The sequence below is a fragment of the Citrobacter braakii genome (genome assembly GCF_009648935.1).
Taxonomy (GTDB): domain Bacteria; phylum Pseudomonadota; class Gammaproteobacteria; order Enterobacterales; family Enterobacteriaceae; genus Citrobacter; species Citrobacter braakii.
Genome location: NZ_CP045771.1, coordinates 2,749,086 through 2,770,442, shown reverse-complemented (window position 1 = coordinate 2,770,442; position 21,357 = coordinate 2,749,086). Strand labels below are relative to the sequence as shown.

General features: G+C 52.8%; 17 protein-coding genes. 11 read left to right on the top strand and 6 right to left on the bottom strand.

All coding sequences use genetic code 11. The annotated features are described in order from the left end of the window. Positions 1-33 precede the first annotated feature (33 nt). Positions 34-366, top strand: a complete 333-nt coding sequence (locus GFC06_RS12790; RefSeq protein WP_047501032.1) for a YegP family protein — start codon at positions 34-36, stop codon at positions 364-366. Positions 367-525: 159 nt separating this feature from the next. Continuing rightward, complete coding sequence (gene trhP, locus GFC06_RS12785; RefSeq protein ID WP_006683890.1) at positions 526-1,887, top strand: prephenate-dependent tRNA uridine(34) hydroxylase TrhP; 1,362 nt, start codon at positions 526-528, stop codon at positions 1,885-1,887. Positions 1,888-2,146: 259 nt separating this feature from the next. On the opposite strand, the gene clpA is transcribed toward trhP, so the two are convergent. After that, entirely contained in the window at positions 2,147-4,423 is a 2,277-nt protein-coding gene (gene clpA / locus GFC06_RS12780) for an ATP-dependent Clp protease ATP-binding subunit ClpA (RefSeq protein ID WP_016153651.1), read from the bottom strand. A gap of 30 nt (positions 4,424-4,453) precedes the next feature. Beyond that, positions 4,454-4,774: an ATP-dependent Clp protease adapter ClpS gene (clpS, locus tag GFC06_RS12775; RefSeq protein ID WP_003036810.1), complete on the bottom strand. Its 321-nt coding sequence runs from the start codon at positions 4,772-4,774 to the stop codon at positions 4,454-4,456. A gap of 323 nt (positions 4,775-5,097) precedes the next feature. Between clpS and cspD the strand changes: the two genes are divergently transcribed. After that, positions 5,098-5,322, top strand: coding sequence for a cold shock-like protein CspD (gene cspD, locus GFC06_RS12770; RefSeq protein WP_003036813.1), 225 nt, complete (start codon positions 5,098-5,100; stop codon positions 5,320-5,322). A gap of 74 nt (positions 5,323-5,396) precedes the next feature. Here cspD and macB read toward each other — a convergent pair whose 3' ends face one another. Both macB and macA read right to left on the bottom strand, forming a co-directional pair. Further along, positions 5,397-7,343, bottom strand: a complete 1,947-nt coding sequence (gene macB / locus GFC06_RS12765; RefSeq protein ID WP_153690214.1) for a macrolide ABC transporter ATP-binding protein/permease MacB — start codon at positions 7,341-7,343, stop codon at positions 5,397-5,399. Continuing rightward, positions 7,340-8,455 carry a macrolide transporter subunit MacA gene (gene macA / locus GFC06_RS12760; RefSeq protein ID WP_016156938.1) on the bottom strand — a complete coding sequence of 372 codons (1,116 nt, stop codon included), beginning with the start codon at positions 8,453-8,455 and terminating at the stop codon, positions 7,340-7,342. The genes macB and macA overlap by 4 nt, the downstream gene beginning before the upstream one ends. Before the next feature lie 160 nt (positions 8,456-8,615). Here macA and GFC06_RS12755 point away from each other — a divergent pair, with 160 nt between their 5' ends. Continuing rightward, positions 8,616-9,566, top strand: a complete 951-nt coding sequence (locus GFC06_RS12755; RefSeq protein ID WP_049042464.1) for a VirK/YbjX family protein — start codon at positions 8,616-8,618, stop codon at positions 9,564-9,566. Here the strand turns inward: GFC06_RS12755 and GFC06_RS12750 are convergent. Then, the gene (locus GFC06_RS12750) at positions 9,563-11,221 is read right to left on the bottom strand and encodes an ATP-dependent endonuclease (RefSeq protein ID WP_103766527.1); all 1,659 of its coding nucleotides are present in this window, start codon (positions 11,219-11,221) and stop codon (positions 9,563-9,565) included. The genes GFC06_RS12755 and GFC06_RS12750 overlap by 4 nt on opposite strands. A 372-nt stretch (positions 11,222-11,593) precedes the next feature. Between GFC06_RS12750 and aqpZ the strand changes: the two genes are divergently transcribed. From aqpZ to GFC06_RS12725, 5 genes are all read left to right on the top strand, one after another. Then, the gene (gene aqpZ / locus GFC06_RS12745; protein WP_003840208.1) at positions 11,594-12,289 is read left to right on the top strand and encodes an aquaporin Z; all 696 of its coding nucleotides are present in this window, start codon (positions 11,594-11,596) and stop codon (positions 12,287-12,289) included. Positions 12,290-12,431: 142 nt separating this feature from the next. Next, entirely contained in the window at positions 12,432-13,331 is a 900-nt protein-coding gene (locus GFC06_RS12740) for a lysine exporter LysO family protein (protein ID WP_016153656.1), read from the top strand. A 155-nt stretch (positions 13,332-13,486) separates the two neighbouring features. Further along, positions 13,487-15,139 carry a hydroxylamine reductase gene (gene hcp, locus GFC06_RS12735; RefSeq protein ID WP_016153657.1) on the top strand — a complete coding sequence of 551 codons (1,653 nt, stop codon included), beginning with the start codon at positions 13,487-13,489 and terminating at the stop codon, positions 15,137-15,139. Positions 15,140-15,149: 10 nt separating this feature from the next. Beyond that, positions 15,150-16,118, top strand: a complete 969-nt coding sequence (hcr, locus tag GFC06_RS12730; RefSeq protein ID WP_016153658.1) for an NADH oxidoreductase — start codon at positions 15,150-15,152, stop codon at positions 16,116-16,118. Between the two features lie 201 nt (positions 16,119-16,319). Then, positions 16,320-17,936 (top strand): FAD-NAD(P)-binding protein, encoded by a 1,617-nt coding sequence (locus GFC06_RS12725; RefSeq protein WP_047501024.1) that lies wholly within the window; start codon positions 16,320-16,322, stop codon positions 17,934-17,936. Positions 17,937-18,008: 72 nt separating this feature from the next. On the opposite strand, the gene GFC06_RS12720 is transcribed toward GFC06_RS12725, so the two are convergent. Further along, a complete protein-coding gene (locus GFC06_RS12720) occupies positions 18,009-18,443 on the bottom strand; it encodes a DoxX family protein (protein WP_047501022.1) in 435 nt (144 codons plus the stop codon). A gap of 152 nt (positions 18,444-18,595) precedes the next feature. Here GFC06_RS12720 and poxB point away from each other — a divergent pair, with 152 nt between their 5' ends. Together poxB and ltaE are read left to right on the top strand one after the other, a co-directional pair. After that, positions 18,596-20,314, top strand: coding sequence for a ubiquinone-dependent pyruvate dehydrogenase (poxB, locus tag GFC06_RS12715; protein ID WP_016156946.1), 1,719 nt, complete (start codon positions 18,596-18,598; stop codon positions 20,312-20,314). 36 nt (positions 20,315-20,350) lie between these two features. Next, positions 20,351-21,352 (top strand): low-specificity L-threonine aldolase, encoded by a 1,002-nt coding sequence (gene ltaE / locus GFC06_RS12710; RefSeq protein WP_016153662.1) that lies wholly within the window; start codon positions 20,351-20,353, stop codon positions 21,350-21,352. Positions 21,353-21,357 lie beyond the last annotated feature (5 nt).

Sequence of the window (21,357 nt, the reverse complement as noted above, 5' to 3'; positions counted from 1 at the left end):
TGTTTGATATAAAACTTTAATCAAGGAGTTCATATGGCTGGTTGGTTTGAATTAAGCAAGAGTAGCGATGATCAGTACCGCTTTGTGCTTAAGGCTGGAAACGGGGAAACTATCCTTACCAGTGAGCTTTACACGACAAAAGGCGCGGCAGAAAAAGGGATCGCATCTGTCCAGGCTAACAGCCCTCTGGCCGAGCGTTATGAGAAAAAAACGGCAGCTAATGGCAAATTGCATTTCAATCTGAAAGCAGCAAACCACCAGATTATTGGTAGCAGTCAACTGTATGCGAATGAACAGTCGCGCGAGACCGGTATTGCTTCAGTTAAGGCCAATGGTGTAAGTCAGACGATAAAAGATAAAACCTGATAATGACTCGCTCAGCCGGGTAACGCCACGCTGTCGCCCGGCGTTTTTCTTTACCTGTCTTCCCCACAGCGCTACAATGCCCGCCCTTAATATGGGGGCACTCCCCTAACCGCCTCATTGAGTGAGGCGAGTCTGACCTGTCATCAGAACGAGATAATTATGTTTAAACCGGAACTCCTTTCCCCGGCGGGAACGCTGAAAAACATGCGTTACGCTTTCGCCTATGGCGCAGACGCTGTATATGCGGGCCAGCCGCGTTACTCACTGCGCGTACGCAACAACGAATTCAATCACGAAAACCTGCAGCTAGGCATTAATGAAGCCCATGAACTGGGTAAAAAATTCTATGTGGTGGTTAATATTGCCCCGCATAACGCCAAGCTGAAGACCTTCATTCGTGACCTGAAACCGGTGGTGGAAATGGGACCGGATGCACTGATCATGTCCGACCCCGGTCTGATTATGCTGGTGCGCGAAAACTTCCCTGACATGGACATTCACCTTTCAGTACAGGCTAACGCCGTAAACTGGGCGACGGTGAAATTCTGGAAGCAGATGGGATTGACCCGTGTGATCCTGTCCCGCGAACTGTCGTTAGAAGAAATTGAAGAGATCCGCACCCAGGTGCCGGATATGGAAATTGAGATCTTTGTTCACGGCGCACTGTGCATGGCTTACTCCGGCCGCTGCCTGCTCTCTGGCTACATCAACAAGCGTGACCCAAATCAGGGTACCTGTACCAATGCCTGCCGCTGGGAATACAACGTGCAGGAAGGCAAAGAAGACGTGGTGGGCAATATCGTGCATAAGTACGAGCCTATCCCGGTACAAAATGTTGAGCCAACGCTGGGTATTGGCGCGCCGACTGACAAAGTCTTTATGATCGAAGAAGCCCAGCGTCCGGGTGAGTACATGACCGCGTTTGAAGACGAACACGGCACTTACATCATGAACTCGAAGGATTTGCGTGCCATTGCCCACGTTGAGCGCCTGACTCAGATGGGCGTGCATTCGCTGAAAATTGAAGGCCGTACTAAATCATACTATTACTGTGCACGTACCGCGCAGGTTTATCGCAAGGCCATTGATGATGCCGCTGCCGGGAAACCGTTCGACCCGCAACTGCTGGAAACGCTGGAAGGTCTGGCGCATCGCGGTTACACCGAGGGGTTCCTGCGCCGCCATACGCATGACGACTATCAGAACTACGAATACGGCTTCTCTGTATCCGAGCGTCAGCAGTTTGTCGGCGAATTCACAGGCGAACGTAAAGGTGAACTGGCGGCTGTGCTGGTGAAAAATAAATTCACCGTCGGCGACAGCCTGGAGCTGATGACCCCACAGGGCAACATCAACTTTACCCTCGAACAGATGGAAAACGCGAAAGGCGAAGCGATGCCGGTTGCGCCGGGCGATGGTTACACAGTGTGGATGCCTGTACCGGAGGATATCGATCTGAATTATGCATTGTTGATGCGTAATTTTGCCGGTGAGTCCACGCGCAACCCACATGCTAAGTAGTTAATTACGGTTATTTTTCAGCGTTCGGAAGATTCTTAGAAATCGATCACATACCGCTTCGTTCATTAAGGGTATTATCCCATCCGCTGAAAAACATAACCCATAAATGCTAGCTGTACCAGGAACCACCTCCTTAGCCTGCGTAATCTCCCTTACGCAGGCTTATTTTTTGCCTGCCGTTTACCCCCCCCTATTCAAATCACGACTTTCAGGCGAAAAAAAACCGGGCATTACGCCCGGTTCATTAGGTGGTTAGATATTAATGCGCTGCTTCTGGCTTGTGCTTTTGCGCACTCTGGAAACCATAGGTCAGCTCATTTTTCTCTTTATCCAGCGCAACGGTCACCTGACCGCCATCCACAAGCGAGCCGAACAGCAGTTCGTTAGCCAATGGTTTTTTCAGGTTATCCTGGACAACGCGCGTCATCGGGCGTGCACCCATTGCGCGGTCATAGCCCTTCTCAGCCAGCCAGTCGCGGGCTTCCTGACTCACTTCCAGAGAGACACCTTTCTGATCCAACTGAACCTGAAGTTCGACGATAAACTTATCAACAACCTGATGAATCACCTCAGTAGAGAGATGATCGAACCAGATAATGTTGTCGAGACGGTTACGGAATTCCGGCGTAAACACTTTTTTGATTTCGCCCATCGCATCAGTACTGTTGTCCTGATGAATCAGCCCAATCGATTTACGCTCGGTTTCACGCACGCCGGCGTTGGTGGTCATGACCAGCACCACGTTGCGGAAATCCGCTTTACGCCCGTTATTGTCGGTCAGCGTACCGTTATCCATCACCTGCAGCAGCAGGTTAAAGACGTCCGGATGCGCTTTTTCGATTTCATCCAGCAGCAGTACCGCATGCGGATGCTTAATGACAGCATCCGTCAGCAAACCGCCCTGGTCGAAACCGACATATCCTGGAGGCGCACCAATCAGGCGGCTGACGGTGTGACGTTCCATATACTCGGACATATCAAACCGCAGCAGCTCAATACCCAGCGCTTTGGACAACTGCACCGTGACTTCGGTCTTACCAACGCCAGTCGGTCCGGCAAACAGGAACGAACCGACAGGTTTATGCTCGTGTCCCAGACCAGCACGGCTCATTTTGATCGCTTCAGTCAGCGCCTCAATGGCTTTATCCTGTCCGAATACCAGCATTTTCAGACGGTTGCCCAGGTTTTTCAGCGTATCGCGATCGCTCTGCGAAACGCTCTTCTCCGGGATCCGCGCAATGCGGGCCACGACGGACTCGATATCCGCCACGTTGACGGTTTTCTTGCGCTTGCTGACCGGCATCAGACGTGCCCGCGCGCCCGCCTCATCGATCACGTCAATCGCTTTGTCCGGCAGATGACGATCGTTAATGTATTTCACCGCCAGTTCGACCGCTGCACGCACCGCTTTGGCGGTGTAGCGAACGTCATGGTGCGCTTCGTATTTCGGCTTCAGACCGTTGATGATCTGCACGGTCTCTTCAACCGACGGCTCAGTGATATCGATTTTCTGGAAACGGCGTGCTAGCGCGCGGTCCTTTTCAAAGATATTGCTGAATTCCTGATAGGTTGTGGAGCCTATCACACGGATTTTACCGCTGGAGAGCAACGGCTTGATCAGGTTAGCTGCATCCACCTGGCCGCCCGATGCCGCACCCGCGCCGATAATGGTGTGGATCTCATCGATAAACAGAATGCTGTTAGTATCCTGTTCCAGTTGTTTCAGCAGCGCCTTAAAGCGTTTTTCAAAATCGCCACGGTATTTGGTACCCGCCAGCAGCGAGCCGATATCCAGAGAGTATAGGGTACAATCAGCCATCACTTCCGGCACGTCGCCCTGGACGATACGCCAGGCGAGGCCTTCCGCAATAGCGGTTTTACCGACGCCAGACTCACCTACCAGCAGCGGGTTGTTTTTTCGACGACGGCACAGTACCTGAATGGCGCGTTCCAGCTCTTTGTCCCGGCCAATGAGCGGATCAATTCCGCCCACACGGGCAAGCTGGTTAAGGTTAGTCGTGAAGTTCTCCATACGGTCCTCCCCGCCAGCTTGCTCTTCGTTATTCGGCTGATTACCAGAGTCAGAGGACTGACTTGGTTCGTCTTTGCGCGTGCCATGAGAAATAAAATTCACCACATCAAGGCGACTCACTTCATGCTTACGCAGCAGATAAGCCGCCTGAGATTCCTGCTCGCTGAAGATGGCGACCAGCACATTAGCACCGGTAACTTCATTGCGCCCGGAGGACTGAACATGAAAGACCGCGCGTTGCAACACACGCTGAAAACTCAACGTGGGCTGCGTGTCGCGCTCTTCTTCACTGGCAGGCAATACGGGTGTGGTTTGTTCAATGAAGGCTTCGAGTTCCTGACGCAGCGCCACCAGATCCACAGAACACGCTTCCAGCGCTTCGCGGGCCGATGGGTTACTGAGCAATGCCAGTAGCAAGTGCTCGACGGTCATAAACTCATGTCGGTGCTCGCGCGCTCTGGCGAAAGCCATGTTTAAACTGAGCTCCAGTTCTTGATTGAGCATAGGCACCTCCCCCAATATTTATGCCTGCATTTAGGCTTTTTCTAGCGTACACAGCAACGGATGCTCGTTCTCCCTCGCATACTTGTTCACCATCGCAACTTTGGTTTCAGCCACTTCGGCAGTGAATACGCCGCAAATCGCTTTACCTTGATAGTGAACGGCAAGCATCAGTTGCGTTGCACGTTCTACATCATAAGAAAAGAATTTTTGTAACACGTCAATAACAAACTCCATCGGAGTGTAATCATCATTGACTAATATCACTTTATACATAGATGGCGGTTTTAGCGCGTCGCGCAATTTATCTTCCGCCAGCAGATCGAAATCCAGCCAGTCGTTAGTCTTACCCATTGTCAGTCGTCATCTTCAGTTACGGTTTCCGGCAGAAAATCTTGCCGCTGACAAGCAGCCTATGCGCACAATCAATCTACCTCAAGTATTAGATAACTATCATCTATTAGTGCCATCCGCGACATCTGTCACATAACCGACAATAGCGTTAACTGCTTCAAATTTTGATGCATTTTTACCCTATTCCGTCAGCCTGGCGCTTGACGCCTCGCCTGATTTCTCTAAATTGTAGTTTCGAGAGTTGGCGAGGTTTTGAACAGCCCCCACTCCGCCACCGGTTCATTCCATCTTACTTATATAAGATTTACGAAGGATGTCGAAGCATGGAAACGGGTACTGTTAAGTGGTTCAACAACGCCAAAGGGTTTGGTTTCATCTGCCCCGAAGGCGGCGGCGAAGATATTTTCGCCCATTACTCCACCATTCAGATGGATGGTTACAGAACGCTAAAAGCCGGGCAGTCTGTCCAGTTTGATGTCCACCAGGGGCCAAAAGGCAATCATGCCAGCGTCATCGTGCCTGTCATTGAAGCAGAAGCTGTCGCATAGCTCTTCTGTTTCATTGTGTACATCCCGCAGTCAAAATGCCAGCCTTTGCGGCTGGCATTTTTATCTCGATGGTATTATTCCCGCGCCAGAGCATCTACCGGATCCAGCCGCGCCGCATTTCGCGCCGGTAGCCAGCCAAACAAAATCCCGGTCGCAGTCGAACACAGAAACGCCGTCAATAAGGCTACGGGTGAGAAACCTATTTCCCAGCCAGGCAGGAATAGCTGAAGCGTAAAGGCGATCAGCATCGACAAGCTAATGCCCAACGCGCCGCCAACCAGACACACCAGCACCGCTTCAATTAAGAACTGCTGCAGTACGTCACTGGCGCGGGCGCCAACCGCCATACGAATGCCAATCTCGCGCGTTCGTTCGGTTACCGAAACCAGCATAATATTCATCACACCAATCCCACCGACCACCAGCGAAATCACGGCCACCAGCGTCAGGAAGAGTTGTAATGTACGTGTGGTCTTTTCGGCGGTTTTCAAGACACCGTCCATATTCCAGGTGAAGAAATCCTTCTTACCGTGGCGTAACGTCAGTAGTCGGGTGAGCTGCTGCTCGGCCTGGGCACTATCAAAACCGTCTTTCACCCGCACGGTGATCGAGTTCAGCCACGACTGCCCCATAATTCGCCCGGACATGGTGCTGTAAGGCAGCCAGACCCGCAGGATCTTGCTACTGCCAAACATCGACTGTTTCTCTTCTGCAACACCAATCACCGTGGCAGGCATATTCCCCACCAGCACGACTTCGCCGACAACTTTCGCTTTGTTGGGGAACAATTGACGACGGGTATTGCTGTCGAGCACCACCACCTGAGCGCGCCCCGCCAGTTGTTCAGCGTTAAAAGTGGTCCCTTCGCTAAACGTCATGCCATAGACATTGAAATAGTCGCCGCTAACGCCATTAGCACTGGCGGCCACGTCGATATTGCCATAGCGTAGCCGCAGGTTTTTCGACACCGCAGGCGTCACCGAACTGACCCAGGGCTGCTTCTGTAACGCCGTTAAATCGTCATACTTCAGCGCCTGTTGATATTGTGGGTCGTCGTCGCCGAAATCTTTGCCAGGATAGATATCGATGGTATTGGTGCCAATAGCGCGAATATCTGCCAGTACCAGCTGTTTAGCCGCATCGCCTACCACCACAATCGACACCACCGAAGCAATACCGATGATGATCCCAAGCATGGTCAGTAGCGTTCGCATTTTATTCGCAGCCATTGCCAGCCAGGCCATAGTGAGCGCTTCGCGAAAACCGCTGACAAACTGCCCCCAGCCGGACGCCGTTTTCACCGTCGGCTCCGCGATATCGCGCCCGGTAGAGGGTTTGTGCGACGGCGGATTGCGCACAATCTCGCCGTCACGAATTTCAATGACGCGTTCGGCCTGCGCGGCGACCTGGCTGTCGTGAGTGACGATAATCACCGTATGCCCGCGATCGCGCAGCTGATGCAAAATCGCCATCACCTCTTCGCCTGAATGGCTGTCCAGCGCGCCGGTGGGTTCGTCGGCGAGGATAACCTGTCCCCCGTTCATCAGCGCACGCGCAATACTGACCCGCTGCTGCTGACCACCGGAAAGCTGGGAAGGCTGATAGTCGAATCTGTCGCCCAGCCCCAGTCGCTGCAGGAGTTCTTGCGCACGGGCCAGGCGCTGCTTACGTTCGGTACCAGCGTAGACTGCAGGCACCTCAACGTTTTGCGCGGCGGTTAAATGCGACAACAAATGATAACGCTGGAAGATAAAACCGAAATGTTCGCGACGCAGCTGGGCTAACGCATCGCTATCCAGCGTGGAGACATCGCGCCCGGCAACCCGATACGTACCGCTGGTGGGTTTGTCCAGACAGCCGAGAATATTCATCAGCGTCGATTTACCCGAGCCAGACGCCCCGACAATCGCTACCATTTCCCCGGCCTGAATGCTCAAGGATACGTCCTTCAATACCTCGACCTGACCTTCGCCTGACGGATAGCTGCGGCGGATATTGCTCAGTTCAAGCAATGCCGTCATTTTGGCGCTCCAGCGTTGCCCTCACCGGTGATGACTTCATCCCCCTCTTCCAGCCCTTTCACGATCTCCACATCGGTGTCATTACGCGCGCCGATAACCACTTCACGTTCACGGGTTTCACCGTTACGCAGCAGCCTGACGTTATAACGATTGTTGCCAATAGGATCGCCCAGCGCCGACAGCGGGATCGTCAGGACATTTTTCACATCGGTGAGCTGGATATGGACCTGCGCGGTCATATCCAGACGCAGGATCCCTTTCGGGTTGGGAACTTCGAAGCGAGCATAGTAGAAAATTGCATCATTCACTTTCTCTGGCGTCGGAAGAACATCTTTGAGCTTACCTTCGTAGCGCGTCTGAGGATCGCCCAGTACGGTAAACCAGGCCTTTTGCCCGGGATGCAGGTGAATCACATCCGCCTCGGAAACCTGCGCTTTCACCAGCATGGTGCTCATATCTGCCAATGTCAGAATGTTAGGCGCCTGCTGGGCAGCAATAACGGTTTGCCCCTGAAGGGTAGTAATTTGCGTGACTTCGCCTGCCATTGGCGCGACGATGCGGGTGTAATCAAGGTTGGTTTTTGCCGTATCGAGAGAGGCCTGATTACGCTTAATTTGCGCATCAATTGTGCCGATTTGCGCCTGTTTGACCGCCATCTGAGTAGCCGCCGTGTCGAGATCCTGCTGCGAGACAGCCTGGGTTTTCGCCAGCTGTTGCTGACGGGAAAGCGTTACCCGCGCCAGTTTCCACTCGGCTTCAGCCTGTAAACGCTGAGCGCGTAATTCCATCAGCGTCGCTTCAACCTCTTTAATCTGGTTTTGCGCCTGTTCAGGATCGATAACGCCAAGCAGTTGATCTTTTTTTACTTTGTCGCCAATCGCGACCGACAGCGTTTTTAACTGCCCGCTTACCTGCGCCCCGACGTCAACTTTACGCAACGCATCCAGTTTCCCGGTTGCCAGTACGCTTTGCTGCAGATCGCCCGGACGCACAATTAACGTTTGATACTGAGGTAAAGGCGCATTAAGCGTTCGCCAAAGTGCAATTATCGCCACAATAATGATGATGGCGAAGAGAAAATAGCGCTTTTTGATTTTTCCCTTGAGCTTCATAAATGTCCCAATTTCCCCCAATACGTCCACCAGAGTGGAGTGGTAAACATCAACGTTAAATAAATAGCCGTTGAAAAACGCAAGAATAACAGAGTTATTGATGAATGGTTAAGATCCGCTGTGTTGAAATTAGTACCAGAGTATCCATCGGATTGTTATTATGAGCCAGCTAACTGACAGCACTTTTCATTCTTCAAAACCCGCCACAAGTTTTAGCCTCTTTTGTAGCCTGATGACCGGACATTGGCGCCCTGGAAAATTTTGGCATCAGCGTAGCTTCCGTCGTAAGTTTTTGTTGCGCTCAGCGCTTATGCCACGATTAATGCATGAATGGATGACTGAACTGGCGCAATGGCCTGATCTCGATAGCGTACTGGCACGCCAGCCTCGTCTGCCGGTTCGCCTACATCGCGCCTATCTCGCACAAAACCTTGATCGGAAAATGAAACTGGATGCTGTGCGTTTTCATTACAATGCTATCCGCAGCTCTTTTTCAGCCACTGAATATAAAGCTTATTTAAGTGCGGATGGATTACAACTGGCACAAATTGAAGGCAAAAATAGCGAAATATTTAGCGTAATACTGGGCTCATTTATCTCACTGGATAAAGAAGGTGAAAGTACCATTCTGGTACGCAATAGCGCTGGCGAGACTTTAGCGGAAATGACGTTTACGCTGTGCAATTATCAAGGAAGCAGCACACTGTTTATTGGCGGGTTACAGGGAGGCAGTCGATTACTGCCACATGAAGAAATTCAAAAAGCGACCAAATCATGCTACGGGATTTTCCCTAAACGTATTGTGATGGAAGCCATTTGCTGCTTTGCAGAACAATTGAATATTAAACAAATTCTGGCTGTCAGCAATGAACAGCATATCTTTCGCAGCCCGCGTTACCACGATAAAAACAAGGTGATACTTTCCGACTACAACGCATTTTGGGAGTCGGTTGGCGGTGAGTGCGACAGTCACGGCTATTACCATATCCCACGCACAATGGCGCGAAAAAGCGAAGCGGACATTGCCAGCAAAAAACGCGCGGAATACCGCCGTCGCTACCAGCTACTGGACAGCATCCACTCGCAGCTGTCGTCGATGTTTCGCCGCTAATCCGCTCTGCCGCGTGCCAACCACAGCACGCGGGAAAACATTTTTCGCAGCAGCGTTGGCACCGCGTCAACGCCGCGCCGACCGGCTTCCATCGCCACCTCAATGGCTAAATCTGGTTTTGACGACCGGTGAATCGCCTTCGAGATAATTTTGCGCATATTCATGGGCACGTTTTCGGGGATTTGCGCCACCCTGTGAAAAACGTCAGCGAACCCCTGGCGATACATAAAGTGTTCCATGTCCAGCGCGGGAAGCATGGTTAAATGATCGCGTTCTTCTTCTCTGTCGTTATTCAACAAACTCCGCACCGTAGCAGCATACTTTTTCCCGGCTTCATCACCATCAACCAGCACATGCCACTCGATACCCATCCGGCGGGCGAACTTAACCAGCGGCTTAAGGCCGGACTGGGCAAACTCAATGACTTTGATACCTTCCGCATCAAAGTGGTGCCCACACTGGCGGGCCAGTTCGTTAATGACCCAGGTTTCCGTTTCGCCTTCCACCAGCAGCCAGCAGCGGGCAAACAACGACGATGCACGGTTAAAACGAATATGAAAGGCAATACGCCGACCATCTTCTGCGCTGATCCCACCTGGCCCAAGCCGCCAGGCGGCGACGCGGGAAGACTCACGCACCAGGCGGACAACATGTTCCACGGGGGTGAGGGACAGTAACTCACCTGAGTTGGTGGTCGCCACCCGTTGCAGTGGAAGCAAATTCAGCAGGTGCCAGGCAACCGACAGCATAATCGGATGTAAACGCGTTTCAGGATCTTCTACCAACAGTAACGGCCGGGCGTCTTTATCCAGCCTAAGCGTGCCTTTGGCCTGTAACAGCGTCGAAAACAGTCCCAACAGGATCACGCGGTGCGTGCGTCCGCCCGGTCTATCAATCATACGGTTGATAATATCCAGATAGCGCCAGCTACGTTGTTCGTTATTGGAACGTCGACGCATCAGACGATAGCGGGACTGACTGGAACCCTGCTCAGAAAAATAGTGTTCCAATAGCTGTACCATGGCCGATAACCCCTGACGTATCTGCCCATCTGTCAGGTTTTGCGGTCGGGTAGCCAGTTCACGTGCCAGAAAATCCAGTTGCCGCGCGGTCACTTCGACATCCGCCGAATCCGGCACCGTACCGTTACGGATCCGTCGCATAAAACGCGCGTCACGCAGGCGCAGTACTGGCATCAAACGCACGAGGTGCCGCGCCTGATCGTTAATGTCGTCGAGGGGAAGCTGATGGCCCTCGCCATCCAGAAAACTGCGTAACGTCAGAACGCTACCGTCGTCCGCACATTCACCTTCCAGCCGATAGAATATGCGGTGATAGCCATCCTGACACAGCGTCCAACTGGCTTCCAGAGGACGATACCTGCGCACGCGGTGACGACCTGGTTGAGACTCACGAAACGTCAGGATGATATGCAGATGATGTTCCCGGCCTTGTATATCGCCCGGCGGGAACCAGAAATCTTCGCGGTCAAAGTGGTATAAATCAATTTCCGGCGACAGCAACAGGGTTAAAGCATCCAACAGACTGGACTTACCCCACGCGTTCTCCCCAATCAGCACGTTGCTTTGCTCCAGCATCAACGACAAACGGTTAATACCACGAAATCCAACAATCTCAACGCGTTCGAGAATCATATAGCCTCCGGAAATGCTAACTTTTTCCTTCAAGTTATCAGGAGTATAACGGCAAGCGGGCGCTCAGGACACCCGATATGATCAGGAGGTTAGTCGCAGAAATCAAAAAATATAAGAATATTCTTCTTATGTTTTCCCCGGAATATTATTTCAGAACTCAATCATCGCCGTTTTGCTAATTGAACTATGCTTCATTCATCCAATATTCAAAAAGGAATCACAACATATTGCCTTAAATCAAATTTTTTCATCAATTTAACTGGCGAAGGGATGATGTTTTTTTCTAAAATACCGGCTCTTTCATCATCGTCCCTTTTAGCGATGAATTACCGGGTAAGGAACACGAACCCGGAACTTTTAATTGAGGTGGTTATGTTCAGGAAATTAGCAGCCGAATTCTTCGGTACGTTTTGGCTCGTCTTTGGTGGGTGCGGTAGCGCAGTTCTGGCCGCAGCATTCCCGGAGTTGGGTATTGGATTTGCCGGTGTCGCGCTGGCGTTTGGTTTGACCGTATTAACCATGGCATTCGCCGTAGGTCATATTTCCGGCGGACACTTTAACCCGGCGGTGACCTTCGGTTTATGGGCGGGCGGTCGCTTCCCGGCAAAAGACGTTATTGGTTATGTTATCGCTCAGGTTGTGGGCGGTATTGTTGCAGCAGCGGCACTGTATCTTATTGCCAGCGGTAAAGCTGGTTTTGACGCAACTGCCAGTGGTTTTGCCTCGAACGGCTTTGGTGAACATTCACCTGGCGGCTATTCAATGCTTTCTGCCGTCGTAATTGAAATTATTTTGACCGCTGGTTTCTTATTAGTGATCCACGGTGCGACCGATAAACATGCTCCGGCAGGTTTTGCACCTATTGCGATTGGTCTGGCGTTAACCCTGATCCACTTGATCAGTATTCCGGTTACCAACACCTCCGTTAACCCGGCACGTAGTACCGCTGTAGCCATCTTCCAGGGCGGCTGGGCATTACAGCAATTGTGGTTCTTCTGGGTTATGCCGATTATCGGTGGGGTCCTCGGCGGTCTTATTTACCGCACTTTGCTGGAAAAACGCGATTAATCGATAACAAAAAAGGCCTGGCGCAAGTCAGGTCTTTTTTTCCCCGCTATATTTCCTTTTATTTGCAACTTTACTCCCTTCTTTGCATTGAGTAGTGTGTGCTGGCGCATTTCGTCTTACTCTCAGCAAGGATCTGGTTTTCATGTTTTCAGGGCTGTTAATCATTCTGGTTCCCCTTATTGTGGGCTACCTTATTCCGCTTCGGCACAGGGCTGCATTAAAACTCATCAATCGCCTGTTGAGCTGGATCGTCTACCTTATTCTCTTTTTTATGGGTATCAGCCTGGCGTTTCTGGATAATCTCGCCAGCAACCTGTTAGCCATTCTTCATTATTCTGCGGTCAGCGTGACGGTCATTTTGCTGTGTAATATCGCGGCGCTGTTCTGGCTGGAGCGTTCGCTGCCCTGGCGACATAACCACAAGCAAGAAAAGCTACCCTCGCGAATTGCGATGGCGCTTGAGTCGCTCCAGCTTTGTGGCGTCGTCGTCGTGGGTTTTCTGCTCGGCCTCACCGGTCTTCCTATTCTGCAGCACGCCACCGAAGCCAGCGAATATACGTTAATCTTTTTACTGTTCCTGGTCGGGATTCAACTGCGCAACAGCGGTATGACCTTAAAGCAAATTGTGCTGAATCGCCGGGGGATGATTGTTGCGGTGGTCGTCGTCGCCAGTTCGATGCTGGCAGGGGTTATTAATGCGTTGATCCTCGGCTTACCGCTGAAAACCGCGCTGGCGATGGCATCAGGTTTTGGCTGGTATTCCCTGTCCGGTATTCTGTTAACCGAATCGTTCGGGCCAGTGATTGGTAGCGCCGCCTTCTTTAATGACCTGGCCCGCGAGCTGATTGCCATTATGTTGATTCCTGGAATGGTGGGCCGCAGCCGCTCAACCGCGCTGGGGCTATGTGGCGCGACATCAATGGATTTCACCTTACCGGTGCTCCAACGCAGCGGCGGTCTGGAGATGGTTCCGGCAGCCATCGTCCACGGCTTTATTCTGAGTCTGTTAGTGCCTTTGCTGATGGCGTTTTTCTCCGCCTGACGTCAGGACAAATACCTCTCTGGCGGTAGTCATCTACCGCCAAAATTGCGCTAAATCAATCTCCCTGCAAGTTGTAGCAGAAATCCCTTTTATCCCTTCGCGCACAGGCATAACCTTAAACATGTATATTAAATATAACTTTAAAAGGTGTGACCATGTTTTGTGTGCAATGTGAACAAACCATCCGTACTCCGGCAGGAAACGGCTGCTCTTACGCGCAGGGTATGTGCGGTAAAACGGCTGAAACCTCCGATTTGCAGGATCTGCTGATTGCTTCCCTACAAGGTCTGTCTGCATGGGCTGTTAAGGCACGTGAATACGGCATCATCGACCATGAGGTTGATAACTTTGCGCCGCGTGCATTCTTCTCCACGCTGACCAACGTTAACTTCGATTCCCCGCGTATTGTTGGCTATGCCCGTGAAGCTATCGCCATGCGCGACGCCCTGAAAGCGCAATGCCTGAACATCGACGCGAACGCAGCGGTCGCTAACCCGATGGCCGATCTGCAACTGGTCAGCGACGATCTGGGCGACCTGCAACGTCAGGCCGCTGAATTTACCCCGAACAAAGACAAAGCAGCCATTGGCGAGAACATTCTCGGCCTGCGTCTGCTGTGCCTGTACGGCCTGAAAGGTGCGGCAGCTTACATGGAGCACGCGCACGTTCTCGGTCAGTACGACAACGACATCTACGCTCAGTACCACAAAATCATGGCATGGCTGGGAACCTGGCCTTCCGATATGAACGCTCTGCTGGAGTGCTCAATGGAAATCGGCCAGATGAACTTCAAAGTGATGAGCATTCTGGATGCTGGCGAAACCACTAAATACGGCCACCCGACGCCAACTCAGGTCAACGTCAAAGCAACCGAAGGTAAGTGCATCCTGATCTCCGGTCACGACCTGAAAGATCTGTACAACCTGCTGGAGCAGACCGAAGGTACCGGCGTTAACGTCTATACCCACGGTGAAATGCTGCCGGCGCACGGCTACCCGGAACTGCGTAAGTTCAAACACCTGATCGGTAACTACGGCAGCGGCTGGCAGAATCAGCAGGTTGAATTTGCCCGCTTCCCGGGCCCAATCGTAATGACCTCTAACTGCATCATCGACCCAACCGTTGGCGCCTACGATGACCGTATCTGGACTCGTAGCATCGTCGGTTGGCCGGGTGTAAGCCACCTCGAAGGCGACAACTTCGCTCCGGTAATTGCTCAGGCTCAGCAGATGGCGGGCTTCCCGTACAGCGAAATTCCGCACCTGATCACCGTTGGTTTCGGTCGTCAGACTCTGCTGGGCGCGGCTGATACCCTGATCGACCTGGTAAGCCGCGAAAAACTGCGTCACATCTTCCTGGTTGGCGGTTGTGATGGCGCGCGTGGCGAACGTAACTACTTCACCGACTTCGCCACCAGCGTGCCGGACGACTGCCTGATCCTGACACTGGCGTGCGGTAAATACCGTTTCAACAAACTGGAGTTCGGCGATATCGAAGGCCTGCCGCGTCTGGTCGATGCAGGTCAGTGTAACGATGCATACTCTGCCATCATCCTGGCGGTAACCCTGGCTGAGAAACTGGGCTGTGGCGTGAACGATCTGCCGCTGTCTCTGGTGCTCTCCTGGTTCGAACAGAAAGCGATTGTCATTCTGCTGACCCTGCTGTCTCTGGGTGTGAAAAACATCGTCACTGGCCCGACTGCGCCTGGCTTCTTCACGCCGGACCTGCTGGCAGTTCTCAACGAGAAGTTCGGTCTGCGCTCCGTGACCACCGTTGAAGAAGATATGAAGCAACTGCTGAGCGCGTAAGGAGTAAAGAATGACAATGCCAACTCATCAGTGCCCATGGCGGATGCAGGTTCATCACATCCATCAGGAAACGCCGGATGTATGGACAATTTCGTTGCTGTGCCACGACTATTATCCGTACCGCGCCGGGCAGTATGCACTGGTCAGCGTACGTAATTCAGCGGACACGCTGCGGGCTTACACCCTCTCTTCAACGCCGGGCGTTAGCGAATACATCACGCTGACCATCCGCCGCATTGACGATGGCGCAGGCTCACAGTGGTTAACCCGCGACGTGAAGCGCGGCGACTATATCTGGCTGTCCGATGCAATGGGTGAATTCACCTGTGAAGATAAAGCGGAAGACAGGTTCCTGATGCTGGCCGCTGGCTGTGGCGTCACGCCAATCATGTCAATGCGTCGCTGGTTGGCAAAATACCGCCCACAAGCAGATGTGCAGGTGATCTTTAACGTTCGTTCACCGCAAGATGTCATTTTTGCCGACGAATGGCGCGAGTATCCGGTGACCTTAGTTGCTGAAAACAATGCCACTGACGGTTTTGTTTCCGGCCGACTGACCACCGAACTGCTGCAAAGCGTACCGGACCTGGCTTCGCGCACCGTGATGACCTGCGGCCCGGCGCCGTATATGGATCTGGTCGAGAAAGAAGTCAACGCGCTGGGCGTGACACGCTTCTTTAAAGAGCAGTTTTTCACGCCGGTAGCTGAAGCCGCCACCAGCGGTCTGAAGTTCACCAAACTGCAGCCGGCAAAAGAGTTTTATGCGCCGGTAGGCAGTACGCTGCTGGAAGCGCTGGAAAGCAATAAAGTGCCGGTTGTCGCCGCATGCCGTGCGGGCGTTTGCGGCTGCTGCAAAACCAAAGTGGTTGACGGTAACTACACGGTCAGCAGCACCATGACGCTGACCGACGCAGAAATTGCTGAAGGTTATGTGCTGGCTTGCTCCTGTCATCCGCAGGGTGATTTAGTGCTGGCGTAATTGACCGATATCTGATGTGCAAAAGGCTACCCGGTTATATCGGGTGGCCTTTTTTTATGTTGTCAGACGCTGCAAAATTCCGATTTTTTCACCCTCCCAGGCAAAATACCGTCCTCCTCCTGCGAATTATCGACCACACTTACCTGGCACAGGTTAAGCAAAACCCCGACTACCGCGTCGAACTTTCTACAAAGGATCCCCATGAAAAAAGTGGCCATCGTCGGCGTAGGTCCCACCGGAATTTATACGTTTCATGCCCTCGTTGAGCGCGGTGAACCGCTGGAGATACAGCTTTATGAGCAAGCTGAGGAAGCTGGCGTAGGCATGCCTTATAACAGCGACAACAACGCAGACCACATGCTGGCCAATATAGCCAGCATTGAGATCCCGCCGATTTATATCAGTTATCTGACGTGGCTACAGAATCAAAGCGATGAATACCTGGCGCAGTTTCGGCTTGAACGTACATCGTTGCATGAGCGGCAATTTTTGCCCCGGGTGATCCTCGGCGACTATTATCGCGATCGTTTTTTAGCCATCGTCGATAAAGCGCAAAGATCCGGGTTCACAATTCGCGTATATGAATCAAGTAAAGTCACCGACCTGCAAGCAAACCCGACTGGGGTCTCCCTGTGGATCAATCACGCGTCACAGCCCGTCGAAGTGGATTTCGCCGCTATCGCCAGCGGCCATCTGTGGCCAGAAACTGATGCTCAGGCACGCAAGTTTTTCCCCAGTCCGTGGACCGGCCTGATGGAGGCGCAGATTAGCGCTTGCAGGGTGGGTATTCTGGGCACCTCGCTAAGCGCTATCGACGCGGCGATGGCCGTGGTCAGTCAGCATGGTACCTTCACCACCAATACCGACCGTTCACTGCAGTTCACGCGTAAACCCGACAGCCAAAACCTGAAGCTGACCCTGATGTCGCGCAGCGGTGTGCTGCCTGAAGCGGATTTTTACTGCCCTCTTCCCTATGAACCGCTGAATATCGCGACGCAAGAAGCGATTGAAGACGCCATTGCCGAGGGCCAAAACGGATTACTGGACCGCATCTTCCGGCTTATTGTGCAACAACTGCAAGACGCGGCCCCAGGGTGGTGTCAACAGGTTGCACTTGCAACGCTTAACGCCGACACATTCCCCGAGGTCTATTTTGCCGACAGGCTCAAGCATGACCCTTTTGACTGGGCGAGGCGTAACCTGGTGGAGGTTGAACGCAACAAGCAGGAACAACATACCGTCGCCTGGCGCTATACCTTATTGCGCCTCCATGAGGTTATTGAAGAGATCGTTCCTCATCTTGATGCTCGCGACGAAAAACGTTTCAGGCACGGACTGGCGCGCGTCTTTATTGATAACTATGCGGCAATCCCGTCTGAATCTATCCGCCGATTGCTGGCTCTGCACGATGCCGGGCTGATTGAGATCCTCGCACTCGGCAAAGATTATGAGCGTACAAATGAGCAGGAAATGACGGTCATTTACCACCACGGTCAGCGCAGTGAATTTGATGTATTTATTGACGCCCGAGGACAACGGGCATTACAGAGCAAAGATATTCCGTTCCCAACGCTACGCGATCAACTGCTGGCCTGTGGCGATGAGATCCCGGATATCGGCGAAGATTACACGCTGCAAGCGCCGGAAAACGCCCGCAACCGCATCGCCTTTGGCGGACTGCCGTGGTTGATGCACGACCGTCCCTTTATTCAGGGGTTGGTGGTTAGCGCTGAAATAGGCACCGCGATGGCAAAGGCATTGACGCAACGTGCACTGAGACGTCGGCACAAACTGTGGAGCAGTGTCGACATGGATTAGCGGCCAGATTTAATGGCGAGGCGGAGATAGGTTAACGCATTCCCGCCTCTGTATTGATTCTCGGATGGCAAACTATCGCCAGGCCGAGTTTCCGGCAACGGAGAATCGCCCCGCGCCCAAAAATGCCACGGCCAGAGCGCCGATGAAGAAATACACCAGACTTTCAATTGCCCATGCGCCGGTTTTATCCAGTGACCAGGTTTCACCCATCCCGACCATCAGCCATGCCACCACCATCGTAAACGCCAGCCCCAACGCCGCCGGACGCGTCAGGATCCCAAGAATAATCAGACACGGTGCCACAACCTCTCCCAGCAGAACGCCATACGCAATAAAGCCGGGGAAACCTTTCGCTATCAGCATGCCACCGATGCCATCAATACCCGCGAACAGTTTATGCAGCCCATGAAACAGCATTAATCCCCCCACGGCAATACGTAACAAAAACTTGCCAAAATCTTCATGAGTCAGTACCCGGTTAACTGTATTTAATAGTTTTATAACCATTTGAATTTATTCCTTGTTTCACCATGTCCAATAACAAACTACGCTTAATACAGGCTTAATGAAACCTGCCGGAAATAAGAGGTAATGATAAGCATAACTATTATCTTCATCTAAACTTGTAACCGGTATCACATTAAAGGAGAAGGAAAACCATGAAACAAACGGTTGCCGCTTTTATTGCTAAAACACTTGAACAAGCTGGCGTTAAACGCATTTGGGGTGTGACGGGTGACTCGCTAAATGGCCTTAGTGACAGTCTGAATCGTATGGGAACGATTGACTGGATGCCAACCCGTCATGAAGAGGTTGCGGCCTTCGCCGCGGGCGCTGAAGCGCAGTTGACGGGAGAACTGGCCGTCTGCGCTGGCTCGTGTGGACCAGGCAACCTGCACCTGATTAACGGCCTGTTTGATTGCCACCGCAACCACGTCCCGGTACTGGCAATTGCCGCACACATTCCATCCAGTGAGATAGGCAGCGGTTATTTTCAGGAGACCCACCCGCAAGAGTTGTTTCGCGAATGTAGCCACTATTGCGAGCTGGTTTCCAGCCCTGAACAGATCCCACAGGTGCTGGCAATTGCCATGCGTAAAGCGGTGCTCAACCGCGGCGTCTCCGTGGTGGTATTACCCGGCGACGTTGCGCTGAAGCCAGCACCTGAAAGCGCCAGCACTCACTGGTATCATGCGCCGCTCCCGGTGGTCACTCCGGAAGAAGAAGAGCTCAGAAAACTAGCGCAACTGCTACGCTACTCCAGCAATATCGCCCTGATGTGCGGCAGTGGCTGCGCCGGTGCGCATAAAGAACTGGTTGAGTTTGCTGCTAAAATAAAAGCGCCGATTGTGCACGCCTTGCGTGGTAAAGAGCATGTGGAGTACGACAACCCTTACGACGTGGGCATGACCGGGCTGATCGGCTTTTCATCCGGCTTCCATACCATGATGAATGCCGACACGCTGATCCTGCTAGGTACCCAGTTCCCCTATCGCCCGTTCTACCCCACCGACGCCAAGATTATTCAGATTGATATCAATCCGGCGAGCATTGGCGCGCACAGTAAAGTAGATATGGCGCTGGTAGGCGATATTAAATCCACACTCCGCACCCTGCTGCCGCTGGTGGAAGAAAAAACCGATCGGCAGTTCCTGGATAAAGCGCTGGAACACTATCGTGAGGCGCGTAAAGGGCTGGATGATTTAGCCAAACCCAGCGATAAAGCCATTCATCCGCAGTATCTGGCGCAGCAGATCAGCCATTTTGCCGCTGACGACGCCATCTTCACCTGCGACGTTGGCACGCCAACGGTGTGGGCGGCACGTTATCTGAAAATGAACGGTAAACGCCGTCTGATCGGTTCGTTTAACCACGGGTCGATGGCCAATGCCATGCCGCAGGCGCTCGGCGCACAAGCAACCGAACCGGGACGCCAGGTTGTCGCAATGTGCGGTGACGGCGGTTTTAGCATGCTGATGGGCGACTTTCTGTCGGTTGTGCAAATGAAGCTGCCGGTGAAGATTATTGTCTTCAACAACAGCGTGTTGGGGTTTGTGGCGATGGAGATGAAAGCTGGCGGTTATCTGACCGACGGCACCGAACTGCACGATACAAATTTCGCACGGATTGCCGAGGCTTGCGGCATCACGGGCATTCGCGTGGAGAAATCCTCAGAGGTTGATGAAGCGCTGCAAAGGGCGATGTCGATTGACGGTCCGGTGCTGGTCGATGTGGTCGTCGCGAAAGAAGAACTGGCGATCCCGCCGCAGATCAAACTCGAACAAGCTAAAGGTTTTAGCCTGTATATGCTGCGCGCAATCATCAGCGGGCGCGGTGATGAAGTGATCGAACTGGCGAAAACTAACTGGCTCAGGTAAAACAGAGGGCATTACCTCACTTAAAAAGGAATGCCCGTGATTGATTTACGCAGTGATACCGTCACCCGGCCAAGTCGCGCCATGCTCGAAGAGATGATGGCCGCCCCGGTCGGGGACGACGTCTACGGTGATGACCCTACCGTTAATGCCCTCCAGCAATACGCAGCCGAGCTTGCTGGCAAAGAAGCCGCAATTTTCTTACCCACAGGCACTCAGGCGAACCTGGTGGCTCTCCTCAGCCATTGTCAGCGCGGCGAAGAGTATATCGCCGGTCAGGGCGCACATAACTATCTCTACGAAGCGGGTGGCGCAGCGGTGCTCGGCAGCATTCAACCGCAACCTATCGACGCCATGCCGGATGGCTCTTTGCCGCTGGACAAAGTGGCGGCAAAAATCAAAGCGGACGATATCCATTTTGCCCGCACGCGTCTGCTCAGCCTGGAAAACACCCACAACGGCAAAGTGCTACCACGCGAGTATCTGAAAGAGGCCTGGGAATTTACCCGTGAGCGCAATCTTGCGCTGCATGTCGACGGCGCACGTATTTTTAACGCCATCGTCGCCTATGGCTGTGAGTTAAAAGATGTCACGCAATACTGCGATTCGTTCACCATTTGTCTCTCCAAAGGTTTAGGAACGCCGGTAGGCTCACTGCTGGTCGGCAGCCACGAGTACATCAAGCGCGCCATTCGCTGGCGTAAAATGACCGGCGGCGGAATGCGTCAGGCCGGTATTCTGGCGGCGGCCGGACTGTATGCGCTGAAAAATAACGTGTCGCGTTTACAAGAAGACCATGACAACGCCGCCTGGATGGCGGAACAACTGCGCGAAGCAGGAGCGGACGTCATGCGCCACGACACCAACATGCTGTTTGTCCGCGTTGGCGAAGAACACGCTGCGGCGCTGGGCGAGTACATGAAAGCGCAAGGCGTGCTGATTAACGCCTCGCCGATTGTGCGTCTGGTGATGCATCTGGACGTATCGCGTGAACAGCTTGCTGAAGTCGTCGCCCACTGGCGCGCTTTTTTAACCCGCTAAGGAGA